Origin of the sequence: Microbispora amethystogenes (genome assembly GCF_016863015.1) — a bacterium.
Lineage (GTDB): Bacteria > Actinomycetota > Actinomycetes > Streptosporangiales > Streptosporangiaceae > Microbispora > Microbispora amethystogenes.
In genome coordinates, this window is record NZ_BOOB01000015.1 from 1 (window position 1) to 14,064 (window position 14,064).

At 72.0% G+C, this 14,064-nt stretch carries 13 protein-coding genes; 1 reads left to right on the top strand and 12 read right to left on the bottom strand.

Features of this window, described 5'->3' with window-relative positions:
• On the top strand, positions 1-492 hold a 492-nt coding region (locus Mam01_RS11080; RefSeq protein WP_239101219.1), incomplete at its 5' end, for a DUF6461 domain-containing protein.
• Between the two features lie 5 nt (positions 493-497).
• Here the strand turns inward: Mam01_RS11080 and Mam01_RS11085 are convergent.
• The 12 genes from Mam01_RS11085 to Mam01_RS11140 form a co-directional block, all read right to left on the bottom strand.
• Positions 498-815 carry a hypothetical protein gene (locus tag Mam01_RS11085; protein ID WP_204285294.1) on the bottom strand — a complete coding sequence of 106 codons (318 nt, stop codon included), beginning with the start codon at positions 813-815 and terminating at the stop codon, positions 498-500.
• A gap of 126 nt (positions 816-941) precedes the next feature.
• Positions 942-1,766 (bottom strand): S8 family serine peptidase, encoded by an 825-nt coding sequence (locus Mam01_RS11090; protein ID WP_204285295.1) that lies wholly within the window; start codon positions 1,764-1,766, stop codon positions 942-944.
• Positions 1,767-1,795: 29 nt separating this feature from the next.
• Positions 1,796-2,110 carry a hypothetical protein gene (locus Mam01_RS11095; protein ID WP_204285296.1) on the bottom strand — a complete coding sequence of 105 codons (315 nt, stop codon included), beginning with the start codon at positions 2,108-2,110 and terminating at the stop codon, positions 1,796-1,798.
• A 231-nt stretch (positions 2,111-2,341) separates the two neighbouring features.
• The gene (locus Mam01_RS11100) at positions 2,342-3,091 is read right to left on the bottom strand and encodes a hypothetical protein (protein ID WP_204285297.1); all 750 of its coding nucleotides are present in this window, start codon (positions 3,089-3,091) and stop codon (positions 2,342-2,344) included.
• Between the two features lie 172 nt (positions 3,092-3,263).
• Positions 3,264-4,265 carry a multicopper oxidase domain-containing protein gene (locus tag Mam01_RS11105; protein ID WP_204285298.1) on the bottom strand — a complete coding sequence of 334 codons (1,002 nt, stop codon included), beginning with the start codon at positions 4,263-4,265 and terminating at the stop codon, positions 3,264-3,266.
• A gap of 373 nt (positions 4,266-4,638) precedes the next feature.
• On the bottom strand, positions 4,639-4,923 hold the full coding sequence (locus Mam01_RS11110; RefSeq protein ID WP_150931982.1) for a YiaA/YiaB family inner membrane protein: 285 nt from the start codon (positions 4,921-4,923) through the stop codon (positions 4,639-4,641).
• Positions 4,924-5,124: 201 nt separating this feature from the next.
• Positions 5,125-5,685, bottom strand: a complete 561-nt coding sequence (locus Mam01_RS11115; protein ID WP_204285299.1) for a type II toxin-antitoxin system PemK/MazF family toxin — start codon at positions 5,683-5,685, stop codon at positions 5,125-5,127.
• Positions 5,686-5,805: 120 nt separating this feature from the next.
• Entirely contained in the window at positions 5,806-6,816 is a 1,011-nt protein-coding gene (locus Mam01_RS11120; RefSeq protein ID WP_204285300.1) for an NAD-dependent epimerase/dehydratase family protein, read from the bottom strand.
• Between the two features lie 98 nt (positions 6,817-6,914).
• Positions 6,915-9,191 carry a SulP family inorganic anion transporter gene (locus Mam01_RS11125; protein ID WP_204285301.1) on the bottom strand — a complete coding sequence of 759 codons (2,277 nt, stop codon included), beginning with the start codon at positions 9,189-9,191 and terminating at the stop codon, positions 6,915-6,917.
• A 53-nt stretch (positions 9,192-9,244) separates the two neighbouring features.
• Positions 9,245-11,140: a hypothetical protein gene (locus Mam01_RS11130; RefSeq protein WP_204285302.1), complete on the bottom strand. Its 1,896-nt coding sequence runs from the start codon at positions 11,138-11,140 to the stop codon at positions 9,245-9,247.
• Between the two features lie 183 nt (positions 11,141-11,323).
• Positions 11,324-11,869, bottom strand: coding sequence for a YbhB/YbcL family Raf kinase inhibitor-like protein (locus Mam01_RS11135; protein ID WP_204285303.1), 546 nt, complete (start codon positions 11,867-11,869; stop codon positions 11,324-11,326).
• A gap of 232 nt (positions 11,870-12,101) precedes the next feature.
• Entirely contained in the window at positions 12,102-13,745 is a 1,644-nt protein-coding gene (locus tag Mam01_RS11140; RefSeq protein WP_204285304.1) for an alpha/beta fold hydrolase, read from the bottom strand.
• Positions 13,746-14,064: the final 319 nt, after the last annotated feature.

The window sequence follows — 14,064 nt, forward strand, 5'->3', positions numbered from 1 at the left end:
AACATGCGGCCGTACGACTGGGAGGGCATCTGGGAGCGTGTCGAGGAGACCGACGGAGAATCCGACCTGGTCGTGACCCACGTGAACGGGTGGACGCTCGCCTTCGAGGCCTGCGGTTGGGAAGGCAACCGGCCGGAGACGTTGCGGGAGCTGTCCCGGGGAGGTGAGGCGGTTTCCGTCATGCGACATGACTACGCCGCATCCCACCACTTCGCGCATGCGGTCGAGGGTGAACTCCGCACGGCTTTCCGGCCGGATTGGCCCCAGGAACGCTGGGGAGCGCGGCCTGACGCCCTGAACGCCGACCTGCGCGAGCTCGGACTAACGCCTTCGGGCCCACAGGAGGAGTCCCTGTACCGGCACGAGACAGTGGCTCCCGCGCTCGCGCTGGCCAGCCGCCTCTCCGGGGTCCTGTTCCACCGGGACATGGTGGAAAGTGACACTCTGCTCGGCGGGATCATCACCGCTCCCGTACCCGACGACCCTAAGTAAGCCCCTCACCGATTCGGCCTCTGCGACCAACTGCCGAATAACGCGTCGGCCGGTGACTGATTCGGCCGAGGGCTGCTGTGCCCCCGGAGGGCGACGAATAGACGTGATGCCGCGATGAGGACCGCGGGGCCGAAGACGAAGCACAGTGGGACGATCGCCGCAGGACCGCTCTCATCGACGGCGTAGACGCAGACCGCCGCGATCGCCGACAGCAGCAGCCCTTGCATCGCGATTCTCGCCCGCCGGTTCGGCAGCGGCAGGACCGCCCAGATCATCGCCGCCAGAAACATCCCCCACACCAGGAATACGCCGGCACCCCACATCGCACACCCTTTCGTCGGGAGTAGCCCACATTACTCACGCAGGTCGCGCATCGCCGCCGGGCCAGGCACTGCTGAAGACGATGCGGGGTCCGTGAAATCGCGGACCAGGCGCGGGGAGTGCCGGGCTCATTCGTCGGTCTCTTCGCAGGGGACCCATTGCATGCCGGCGGGAAAGGCGACCGTTCCGACTCCGCTGCGGTCCCATGCCAGCTGGGCCACGGCGAAGATGTTGCCGGCCCGCCCTCGTAAGCCGGCCATGGCCGGGCATGTCGTCTTGTTCGGCTCGTTGCCGGCGGCGACCGTCATCATCCGTACGTCTCCGGCCGCCGCCACGGCGGCCTCGCAGAGATCGCAGGTGCCGTCGCAGGCGAACAATCCCCAGCGGCGTGAATAACAGCCGAGGCTGATGTTGACGCACACCGGCGACGACGTCTTCCGCGCGAAGTCGCGGACCCATTCGATGCCCTTGACGAGGTCGCGGGGAGTCGCGCGGCCGTTTCCGTCGGCGACCTTCACGTTGAGCAGACGCGGCCGGCGGGTCAGGCCGTCCGCCAGGATGAGCGCCACCATCGTTCCGTGGCCGTTCGTGTCCTCGCCGTCGGGCTCCGTGGTCAGGTTCGTCCCGTCCACGATCAGCCCGCGCAGGAGGGGGTGACGGGAGAGCAGTCCCGTGTCGAGAATGGCGAAATACTCGGGCGTGGGTTCCTGGCGCTTCCTCGTCAGTTCGCGCCAGATTCCCGGCCACGCGGCCTCGGACGCGTCCGCGTCGAATCCGGCGCCCGCCTGCGCCTGCATATACGCCATCTTCACGCCCCGCTCGCGGAAGGCGAGCATCTGCTCGGTTTCCGCCGGACGGAGGTACGTGCCGGTGTCGTCGTCGAAAACGTACCGCATATATCTGCCGGGTGAGCTGCCCTCGTCTCCGGCGATCTCGACAATGCGCTCGTCCATATGAGCCGTGACCCACGACATGTGCCGGCCTAGGCGAAGAGGGAAATGATCAGAAGGACCACGCCGACCGCCACCAGAAGGGCGCAGAGCCTGACGCCGAACTCGGAGAACCACTCGGTGAAGCCTCTCCGGCCACGGTCTCCCAGAACGGTCACCTGGGCCGGCAGTTTGACGGCCACGATCCCCGCCAGCAGTGCGCCCACCACCAGCACCGCGAGTCCGACGCTCGTGGTCTCCGCCTTGGCTCCGGCGACCTCGCCCTTGAACTCGACGACCCCGCCCAGGCCCAGTATCGCCACCACGGCCCCCACGACGGCGAGGAGAAGGCCGGTGATGATAAGCACGGTGTACGTGATCGAAATCCTGGTTCTGTTGGTTTTCTCGCCCTTACGCCCTTTGCCCACGCTGCCGCTCCAGAGCCCAGATCCATCCAGAACCAATGTGAAAGGATCTATATCACATCTTCTTCGGGGGTATCCACGGTTTCCGCAGAGAAGATTTTTAGCGGTCCTTCTGCCACAACTCCGGAAATGGGCGCTAATGGCGAGATTGGGTGATATTTCCGCTTGTGAGAATCATGAGAAGCGTTCGATGGTCACGGGGATCGGGCCCGCGTGACGTATCGCCGTCGTCAGCCTCCGGAGCAGTGGCCGGAGGGCGTCGTCGGACGTGGTGCCCAGATGCGCCGTGAGATCGACGCAGCAGGCGACGCCGGGCCCGATGCGGCGCAGTTCCCAGGTGAAGACGTCCCGCGCCGTCCGCAGTCCGCCCGTCCCGGCGATCCGGGTACGCGGGTCGCCGGCGTCCTCGGCGAGCGTGACGACCTCCGGTGCGAGGCAGGCGAGGCCGGAGAGCCGGAGGTCGCCCGCGAACAGGACGCGGTAGACCCGGGAGTCCGGGAACCCGTCGGAGCCCCCTTCCGGGCCGAGCCGCAGGGGAGCGGAGTCCGGGAGGGCCAGGGTGTCGCGGAAGCACTCCCGCAGCTCCGTCTCGCCGGGAAGCGCGCCTCCCCCGAGGCGGCGATAGGTGGTCTCGGCGTCCGTACGGCCGACGGCGGCCACGTGGGCGCGTAGTCGCGGATCCTCGCGCATGGCCCGCCCGAAGGCCGCCGAGCTCTGCCAGGCGCGGTCGTCCGTGCTCCACGCGGCGGTGTTCAGGCCGATGGTCCGATGGTCGCCGGTGAAGACGAACTCCTCGACGACGAGACCCTCCGCCCGTACGGCGCCGGCACCCGCCTCGGGCGTGATCACGTAGTAGTCCAGGGCCGGCTGGGCGCCGGTGGAGGCGGTCGCCGCCTGCCCGGCGCGAAGGAGGTCACCAGTCACGGCCATACCGTACTGATCCGCCCCACGTCCGCGGCGGCGTGCTCCATCGGCGAGGCGCCCCCGTCCCTCCGATGAGAGGGTCGGGGCGCCGTCGCGTCGCGTACCGCCTGACGGTCGTGACGTGCCTGCTCGCGTCAGGCCGGGCGCGTGGTCGGGCGCGAACCGGTGCGCCTCAGTGGGACATGTCCATGCCGCCGCCGGAGCCGCCACCCATGTCGTGGCCGCCCGGCACGTTCCCGTTCTGGTCGGACACCATGAAGACCCCGGCCATGCCCATGTCCGAGTGGCTCTGGACGTGGCAGTGGTACATCCACATGCCCGGGCCGACGCGCTCTCCCGCGATCACCTGGAAGCCGAACGACTCGGCCGGGCCGGTGGTCTTCGTGTCGATGATCCGGCTCGGGTCCTGGGGGCTCTCCAGCAGGCCGGTGCGGTTGTCGGCCCATCGGTGGCCGTGGATGTGGAACGTGTGGAAGACGCTCCCGTGGGTGATCACGATGAACTCGACCCGCTCGCCGATCTTCGCGAGGAAGTGCGGCCCGGCCGCGAGGTTGTTGATCTTCACGTCGTTGAAGACGACGGTGAAGGTCTTGTCCGGCAGCGTGTCGCCCTTGCGGCGGACCACCAGCGGGCCGTAGAGGCCCTTCTTGATGCCTCCCGTGCCGTGGTCGGTGCCGACCACGTGGTCGTGGTAGTGCCAGTAGCCCGCGCTGCCGGGCTCGATGGTCCCGCCCGGGCGGCGGCCCGGCGCGTGGGTGCGCCAGACGTAGACGCGCCGGGCGCCCGGCTCGACCACGCTGTCGTTCATCCGCGTGCCGTCGCTGCTGGTCTCGTAGTCCACTCCGTGCACGTGGAGGCTGGCGGTGACGTCCGCGTTGTTCACCAGCTCGACTTCGAGGGTCTCGCCCTCGACCATCTCGATGAGCGGTCCGGGGATCGTGGCCTTGCCCGGCGCGAGTCCGTAGCCCATCTCGCCGTTCGGCAGGTTCTCCACGTAGAGGGTGATGCGGCGCGGCTTGCCGGGGTCGGCAGGCGGTGGCGCGGTCTTGCCGACCGGCGCCGCGTCGGCCTGAGCCGACACGACCAGCGGTGCTATCGCGGCGGCCGTCGCCGCCGTGGTGAAGGCGCGCCGGGAGAACACGCTCCGCGTCGTTCCTCTGCCTACCTCGGTCATGGTTCCCCAATCCGTTATGCGGCCCCGTCCGCGAGGTGCGTGGCCGCGACCCGGCGGTGGGGCCGGGCCTCACGGCGTGACGCCGGGGCCGGACCACGGGCATGGTCCGGCCCTGGAACCAGGCGGGACGAGACGGGCGCCCGATGCTTTCGACGGCACCGGGTGACACTTTCGATCGAATTAGGCGATAGTGGCCGAGGAAAGTCAATAAGTTGGAGATAAAGTGATGACACTTCGTCACATTCTCGCTTGAAGTGGTGCGAGATGACTCCGTTCTGTTGTCGCGCTGTCGCATTCTGTTGTCTACGTGGCGGGTCCAGCGGTGATCCGGAAGCCGTACGGGAGCGCGTGGCGGTTGCACGCGCGGGGCCGGTCAGTCGGCGCGGAAGGGGTCGTGCTCGGCGAGCAGTTTGTCGAGCCTGGCCTGGTCCACGCGGCTGACGACGGTCGCCTCCTCCTGGCGGTCCCGCACGCACTTGGCCAGCGTGAAGGTCGAGGTCACCACGTACATCAGCCCGAGGGCGAGGAACGACCGCACCCAGGTCGTGACGGGCAGGTAGAGGATCCCGGCGGCCAGACCGGCGAGGGAGATCACGAACGAGATGACGGCCTGCAGGTAGAAGGCCGTGGTCGTCGTGCTCTTCACGGGTTTCGTCATGCTGCCCATGCTGCGTGTCCCGCGCCGCGCGGACATGAGCGCCGATACTCAGTTACCGGTGAGTACGATCTCTCAGCCGGGCGGCCGGAGCGGCCTGCGGGCACGGTCAGCGTGATCGGCAGCCTCGGGAGCACGGCGCAGCGCGGGCGGCAGCCCTCCGGCGCGCGGCTCGGCGCGGGCGGCGGCCGCCGGAGGCAGGGCTCAGTTCGGGGAGATCTCGTGGAGCCGGCAGACCTGACGCCAGACGCGCGGGTCGAGGGTGCCGGCCCTGTCGTCGAACGAGGCGGAGGGCACCCGGACCGGCCCGGTGAGGTCGAGGAAGCTGTTGTGGTCCGCGCTCGGGTCCCACGTGCGGGTGGGGATCTCGACGTGGTCGGAGCGGTCGCTCCGGTCCTGGCTGGTGATCTTCAGGACCTCCGCGCCGCCGCGGTATGTCCTGAGCACCACGCAGGGACGCACCTTGTGCCCGGGGCCGTCCTCGTACGGCACGTCGGCCCACCAGATCTCACCCGGCTGCGGGCCGGTGCTCTCGCCGGCGGCGGCGCCCGTCCAGGTTCCGCCACGGGCCGTACGGGAGGAGGGCCTGGCGCCGGGCCGGGCGCCCCCTGACGGCCGCGCCGTCCCGCCCGAGGGGCGCGGCGCGGGCCGGCGGCGCGACGTCCCGCGGGCGGGCCCGCGGGACGCCTGGCGGACACGTCCGGACGCGACCAGCGCGACGAGCACGATCAGTACGGCCACGATCAGAAGAGCCACCCAGAGCATGCCCGACAGCCTAAGGCCCAGCCGCGTCCCGGGAGACCCCTTGACCCCTGCGCCCGATGTGGCCGTGGTCGTCCGTGATGCCCCTTCAGTGAGCGGACCACCCGGCGGCCGGTGAGCGCGTCAGCGAGCGTCCCAGGCGGCGAGCACGCGGCGCTCCTTGTCGGGGTCGATGCCGCTGCCCACCCGCACGCCGCGGAAGCTGCGCCGCTCCTCCGGGATGTCCTTCAGCCACTCCCAGGTGTCGCGCACCGTCTCGCGCAACGGGCGGCAGGTGAGACCGGCGGCGACGGCCTTGGCGGAGGAGTGGGTCCACACGCCGAGGCCGTCCGCGCCCGGGTACCACAGCGGAAGCTCGGTCCACGGCTCCACGCCCTGTGCGGTCAGGAAGTCGTCGTCGGCCCAGACGAGCTCCGCGCCGGAGCCGGTGACCTCCACGCAGTCGCCGAGCCAGCTTCCGAACGTGGCCTCGCCGGGCACCCCGCCCGTCATGTAGCGGCCCGTCGTGCCCGCGGCCGCCTGGTCGAGCGTGAACGCCGCGATGTCGCGGGCGTCGATGAGCTGGATGGGCAGCGCCGGGTCGCCGGGAGCGAGCACCCGGCCGCCCTTGGAGATGCGGTGGAGCCACCAGGGCAGCCGGCCGACGTTCTCGTGCGGGCCGATGATGAGCCCGGGCTGGACGACCAGGGCGGCGCCGTCGAAGTGCTCCTCGACCGCGCGTTCGCAGCCGGCCTTGAGCACGCCGTAGTCGCCGAACTCGGCGTCCGCGTCCGGGGGACACTCGTGGGTGGGGAAGGTCTCGTCGAGGCCCGTCTTGTCGGGCCAGTCCGGATAGGCCGAGATGCTGGAGATGAACGTGTAGTGCGGGGCGTGCCCGGACAGCGCCCGCACCGACTCCAGGACGACGCGGGGGACGAACCCGCAGACGTCCACGACCGCGTCCCACTGCCTGCCGTCCGCGAGCCGCCGCAGGTCGCCGGTGACCTCGCGGTCGCCGCGCACCGCCTCCACACCCGGCAGGTCCGTCCCGCTCCTGCCCCGGTTGAACGTCGTGACCTCGTGACCGCGCCGCAGCGCCTCCTCCACGATGGCCCGGCCCAGGAACACCGAACCACCGATGACCAGAATTTTCATACGGTCATCCTTGGCGCTGCGGCGCGCGGCGTCCGCCCGGTTTCACGATCGGCGGACATCGTCCGCTGAGAGCGCAAGCGGGTTGACGGCGGTGCGTCTCAGCCGGTGGTGCGCAGCTCCGGGACCGGGGTGAAGCGCTCCTGCTCCAGCGCGTGCACCCGGGCCGCGCCGATGTCGAAGTACAGGCCCGTGAGCTCCAGCCTGCCCGCCCGTACGCGAGCGTCCACGAGGGGGTGGGTCCGCAGGTTGTCGAGCTGCTGGATGACGTTGATCCGGCACAGCCGGTCGAGCGGCCCGGCGTCGTCGGCGTCCTGCCCGGGCCCGGCGGCGACGAACCGGGCCAGGGTCTGACGTCCGTGCCGCAGCCAGGCGCGCAGCGCCGGCAGGTCGGGCACCTCGCCGAGGAGGGCGGCCATCGCGCCGCACCCGGAGTGCCCGCAGACGGTGATCGTGCGGACCTCCAGCACGTTCACGGCGTACTCGATCGCCGCCGCCACCGAGTCGTCCGGCGGGACGGCGCCCGCCCGCGGCACGAGGTTGCCGATGTTGCGCACCGTGAACAGGTCGCCGGGGCCGCTCGCGGTGATGATGTTGGGCACGATCCGCGAGTCGGCGCAGGTGATGAACAGGTGCGACGGCGACTGCTTGCGGGCCATCCGGGTGAACAGGGGACGGGCCATCGGCGCCGTCCTGCGCTGGAACTCCCGGGTTCCCTTCAGGAGGTCGGGCACGCCCTGCGGCTCGCAGATCACGGCGTCGCCGTCGCCCGCGGCGCTCCCGCCGTCCGCCCCGATCACCTCGAGGGACCCGTACGAGTGCGCACCATCGGGGCGCCGGTAGGCCCAGGGCAGCCACCAGCGGTCGTGCCGGGGCGGGATCCTCGCGGGGAAGAGCCGGGCTCCGTTGATCGCGGCGGAGTACCACTCGCCGTGCGTCTCGTCCACGTCGACCTCGCCGCCGGCGCGTTCGTGCTCCAGCCGCCAGTCGTGCAGCGCCACGAAGGCGGCGTTGTCCATGAAGTCGAGGTGCAGGTCGAGCTCCACCGCCGACCCCGCCGGGATGGCGCGCAGCGCCTCGGTCAGCCGGGGCACGCCGAGGAACGTCAGCGATCCGGTGACGACGACCCGCCAGCGCCGCTCGCCGTCCTGGCGCACGTCGACCGAGACCCACGCGAGGCGGCGCAGGGCGAGCAGGGCGGCCAGCGCGAGGCCGATCGCCACGCCCTCGGCGAGCCCGATCAGCACGACTCCGGCCATCGTCACGACGTACACCGGCACCTCGCGGTGGTTGCGCAGGTTCCGCACGTGCCCGAGGTTGACCATCTGCACGCCGATGAACAGCAGCAGCGCCGCGAGCGCCTCCAGGGGGATCAGCGCGATCATCCAGGCGAAGGCCGTGGTGAACAGCAGCACCCACCCGCCGTGCAGGACCGTGGACCAGCGGCTGCGGGCGCCCGCCCGCGCGTTGGTGGTCGTACGGACGACGACCCCCGCCACCGGCAGGCCGCCGAGCACGCCGGACACCACGTTTCCCACGCCCTGCGCGGTGAGCTCGCGGTCGAGGTCGGCGCGGGGGCCGTCGTGCAGGCGGTTGGACGACACGGCGGTCAGCAGCGACTCCACCCCCGACAGGAGGGCGACGAGCAGGACGGCCCCGGCGATCGCGTGCCAGTCGCCCTGCGGCGCGAGCGGCGTCTGGACGGAGGAGAACCCGCCGCCGAGGTCGACCCTCGTCAGGTCCCAGCCCGAGACCCCCGCCGTCAGCGTCGCGATCACCAGCGCAGCCAGCGGGGCGGGCACGGCACGCAGCCGGGGGATCCGGCCCCAGACCAGCAGGACCGCGATCGTCAGCACACCGATCAGCACGGCGTGCGTGTGGTTGTTGACGATCTGGGCGGGCAGCTCGAGGACGTTCCCCAGCGCGGAGCGCTGCGGGCTGCCGCCGAGCACGATGTGCAGCTGGGAGAGCGCGATCAGCACGCCGAGCCCGGCCAGCATGCCGTGGACGACGGCGGGGGAGACCCCCAGGGCCGCCCGGGCCACCCGCAGCGCGCCGAGCCCGAGCTGGAGCAGCCCGGCCATGGCCGTGATCGCGCAGGTCGCGCGCCAGCCGTACGTGTGGACCAGTTCCGCGACGACCAGGGAGAGCCCGGCGGTCGGGCCGCTCACCTGGACGACGGACCCGCCGAGCGCCCCCACCACCAACCCGCCGACCACCGCCGCGATGAGGCCCGCCGCGAGGGGAGCGCCGGACGCGACCGCTACGCCGAGTGACAACGGCACGGCCACCAGAAAGACGACGACTGAGGCGGGCACGTCATGGCGGAGCACGGACTTCCAGTCACGACGCGAGATCGTCTCGTCACTGATGGTCATGGGCCGACGATACGTCAGCCACGAAGCCCGTCACCAGGCAGGAGACGGCAAAGTCACCGGTAGTAGTCGGGATAGTCGGTGTCGGGGTCGCGGTGGCTGCCCCGGCGGCGGCCGCCGGCCGACGTGGAGGCGTCGCCGTACAGCTCGTCGTAGGAGGGCCAGCTTCCGCCCATGTTCTGCTCGGGCCACGACGACTGCGTGCCGCCGTACCCCTGCTGCTGGTCGTAGCCGTACTGGCTCTGTCCCGACGGCGCGTCGTAGCCCGCCGACTCGTACGGCGAGGCGGAACCGGGCGTGGCGCCCGGCACGCTGTCGGAGGCGTCGATCGACGCCCAGCCCGGGTTCACCTCGTACGACGGCGTGGCCGGCGGTGCGTCCGGCGACGCGGCCGGATAGGAGGGCTGACCGGTGTGGTCCGCCTGGTAGCCGTCGTAGGACGGAGTCTGGTAGGTCTCGGCGTTCGGCCAGGAGGACGAGCCGTGCGACGGCTCGGGGTCGTCCAGCACGTCCCGGGCTGCCGCCCAGCCCGGAGCGGGAGCCGAGGCGGCGGGGACCGGCGGATAGCTGCCGGCCACCGGCCACCCGGGGTCGGTGGCACTGCCCTGGTTGCCGGGAGCGGGGGTGCCGGCGGCCGGCTCCTGGGCGGGGGAGTACGAGGGGCGCGCCGCCGGGAACGGGCCTGTGGAGGCCTGGGAGGGGTCGTAGGCGTCGGCGCGGGCCGGCTGGCGGGCCGTCCACGGGTCGAAGTCGCTCTGCGGCGCAGGCTCGGCCAGAGCGTCGGCGGGCTGGGCGATGGGTTGAACGGGGGCCGGGGGCGTGGCCGCCTCGAACGCGCCGCTGCCGCGGGCCGAGTCGTAGTTGCCCATGACGAAGGTCCCGGTCTCCGGGATGGGAGAGGCCGAGGCGGCGTCGTAGGAGCCGGCGGCGTGACTGTCGTAGGAGCCCGCGCCGCCGGCGGCCGGGAACGGGCCGGTGGCCGCGGCGCGGTTGAAGAAGCCGGTGTCCCCGGACGCGGCCATCGGGCCGGTGTTCGCCTGGACGCCGTCCAGGGCGTCGGCGCCCTGCGGAGCCGGATACGCACCGGTGCCCGACGGCGTGCCGAACGGGCCGGTGCCCGCGGACGCCGGGAAGGGGCCGGTGCCGGGGGGGACGTCGTAGGAACCGCTCGGCTGACCCGTGTCGGCGGCAGCGGCGGCGGCACGGCGGGCCGCTCGCGACGACCTGCCGGACCTGCCCGGCCTGCCGCTCTGCGTACCGGCCGGCGTTGCTCCGGTCGAGCGGGCGGCGGGGGCGTCGAACGGGCCGGTGCCGGGGGAGCCGGCCGCTTCCAGCAGGTCGGGCGTCGGCGCGGCGAACGTCATGGTCTTCTGCTCGGCCATCGCCGAGGCGGGGACGGGGGCGTCGGCGCGACCGGCCGCGGGGCGCGGGGGCAGGGGAGCCTGCACGGTCACCGCGTCGGCGTCGGCCGCCTGATCCTGAGGCGCGCCCGCCGGGCCGGAGGTGTCCTTGACGGGCCGGGGAGTGGCCATCCTCGCGGCGATCGTGCCGCCGAAGCCACCCTCGTCGGCGCGTACGCGCGACCAGTAGTCGTCGTCGTAGTCGTCCGGCTCGCCCCACTCGTCCACACCGCGTTTGCCGCGGGCGGCGGCGGGCTGTTTGCCGCCGCGCTGCGCGGGCCGCGCCTGCCGGCTTCCGGGGCGGGTGCTCGCGGGCCGCGGCTTGGGGGCTTCGGGCTCGGGCTCCTCGAAGGCGTCGAACCCCTTGGGGAAGCTCTCGAAGAACGTCTCCTCGGCCGGCCGGCGTGGCTTGGGACCCTTGTTCTCGGCCATCGCCTTGATGCGCTCGGACGAGAGAGCGCTCTCTCTGCGGTTCATCGACCGCATGCCCAGCGCCACGACCAGCAGCACGAGAAGCACGACGGCGACAAGACCGACAATGACCGCAGTCATAGCACCACCTTCAAGGCCATGGCCTTTCTGCGGCGCCGGTGAGGTCGCGCGGCCATCGACGCGACCTGCCCCCTCTGGCCACCTGCGCTCAGCAATTGGAACCGATTCTGCTCGACCACAATGACCGTTGTCACACCCTAGGTGAAGATTGGTGTAGCACGACTACCTCCGGTGCCCAGCATGTCACTCGATCGTGTTCGCCGTGAGGCGTCCACGTGCGATGGTGTGGCTCGCGATGCTCTCCAGCGTCCGCGCGAGGCCGGCACCCTGCTCGAGGCTGAGCTTGGCGTCCAACGCGTAGACAGTGAAACGGTAGCTGCCATCGGTCCGGCATGGGGGCGTATAGCCCACCTTCCCGCTCGTCGTCCTGCCCAGCCGGGCGCCCCGGGGGACGTCGTCCATGCCGAGCTCGGTCGTGTCGGGATCGATGTCGAACACCACCCAGTGCACCTCCGGACCGCCATGCGTGCTGCTGTCGTCGACCACGAGGGCCACGGACTTCGCGCCCGACGTGCCCGACCAGCGAAGAGGCGGGTTCCCCTGCCCCCCCTTGCAGGAGTAGTCCTGCGGCAGGGGGGCGCCGTCGCGGAACTGCGGGCTGGACACGCTGATGACGTCGAGGTTCCTCGGCGATCCGCCGCCGATGATCGCACAGCCCTGCGTGGCCAGCATGAGCGCCGTCACCGTGACGGCGGCTCCCGCGACCGCTGATTTTCTCGGCGACCCCATGCCCGATGATGCTACGCGGATTGGACAGGTGCCCCGACCGCATCGCGATGATCCTTACGGTGGTCCATGCCCGCGTTGGCCGGTTGACCTCCACTTTCTCGCCGTACGATCCGTATGACCGAAAAGTGAGTGTGGAGCGCTCCGGGGCTTGACCACCGGCAGCGGCCCGACCCGGCCGCCGGCCCGGCCGCCGACGACGGGCGTCGGCGCCGGTCCGGGGAGCCGGCAGGGCTCAGCAGGTGACGTCGGCGGGCGGCAGCGTCCCGGTGGTGAGGAATGCGTCGACCGCGCCGTTGAGGCACGTGTTGCCGTACGCGGGGTAGGGCGCGTGGGTGTGGGCGTCGATGGTGACCATGCGCGACCCGCGGATCCGTGCGGCGACGGCGCGGCTGTTGGCGATCGGCACGGCCACGTCCCGCAGCGCGGCGGTCACCAGGACCCCGGGCGACCGGTTGGCCGACAGCCGCACCGGCTCGTCCTCGATCCGCGGCCAGAACGCGCACGGGGTGATGTTGGCGTTGGCCGGCCCGAACAGCGGATACCGCTCGCCGTACGAGGCGATGTCCCGCAGGTAGTCGCGGGGGTCGCGGGGCCACGGCCCGTCCCCGCACCGGTAGGCCATGTTGGTCGCGGTGTGGTTGTCGGCGGGCACATCGGGCACTCCGGCCGGGGGCAGCGGGCGCACGGGGAACGGCACGAACGGCTCCCGCCCCGCGGCGAGGGCGGCGAAGGCCGCCGCGACCAGGCCGAAGGACCGCTCGTCGTAGATGCCCGCCACGAGCAGCGTCCCCAGCTCGCCTGAGTCCCAGGCGTGGCCCGCCACGACGATCGGGGCCGTCCGGGCGCGGCGGATGAGCCCCGAGACGGCGTCGGTGACCTTCTGCGCGGTGTCGCCGAGCCCGTAGTCGGCGTTCCGCTGGGCCGTCCAGGCGGCGAAGGCGGCCGTCCCGGCCTCGAAGGCCGGGGTGCGCGCCAGTTCGTACGCCCGCCAGGCCGTGTCCGGGTTGGGCGGGCTGTCCAGCACGAACCTGTCGACCCGGCGGGGGAACAGCGTGCTGTAGACGGCGCCAAGCATGCCGGCGTACGAGCCGCCGAGGTAGGAGACCTTCTCCTCGCCGAGCGCGGCGCGGATGACGTCCATGTCCCTCGCGGCGTTCGCCGTGGTGGCGTGGGGCAGCGCCCACCCGGCGGTCCGGACGCACGCGCGGGCGTACGCGCGGGCCTCGGCGGCGTCCGTGGGGAAGCTCCCCGAGGTGGCGGTGCGGACCCAGTAGCCGCCGGGCTCCTCCACGTCCTGGCCGCAGCCGATGGGCGTGCTGCGCTCGACGAACCGCATGTCGAAGCCGATCAGGTCGTAACGCGCCCGCACCTCGGGGGACAGCAGGGGGGCGAGGCTCGACGGCAGCGGGACGCCCGGCCCGCCGGGGCCGCCGCCGGTCGTGAGCAGCACCCCACGGCGGCGGGTGGGGTCGGTCGCGGGCAGCCGCGAGACGACGACCGTGATTTTCCGGCCGTGGGGACGGTGGTAGTCCAGTGGCACGGCGACCTCCGCGCAGCGCAGGGCCGGGTCGGCGACCCCCGCGCAGTCGCCCCAGTGCAGCTCCTGCCACCCGAACCGGCCCACCGCGCTGTCCGTATTGTCCGCGCCCTGGGCGGCTGTCGCCGAGTTGTCCGTGCCCCGCGCGGCCGCTGCCGTGCCGTCCGTGCCCGCCGTGCCCCGCGCGGCCGCTACCGCGCTGTCCGCCCCCTGCGCGGCTGCTGCCGCGCTGTCCGTGGCCCGCGCGGCCGCCGCCGGTGGTGCGGCCAGCACCGCCGCGAGCCCGGCGGTGAACACCGCGACGAGTACACGCCGCGACCCACCCGTTTGGTACGCCATCCTCACGGCCTCCTGATCATGTGGATGCCGTGGATCATGGACGACGTGCCGCACCCCACGCCACCCGCCGCGGCCCAGAAATCGGGCCGTACGGGAGGCGCGCAGTTCCCGGACGTCTCACCCGGGTACGCGCGTGAAACTTTCCCGAGAGCGCGCACCGCGCGTCGCGAAAGTCTCCGGACTGGACCGCCGGCGTCGACATATCAGCCGGACGGCGCCCTCCGGGCGACGCTGGCCCACACCGAGCCTTGGCCGCATGAATCATCGACCTCTTCGGCTACGCCGCCTGCTACCGCGGCGAACTCGAAGCGATCGAGTC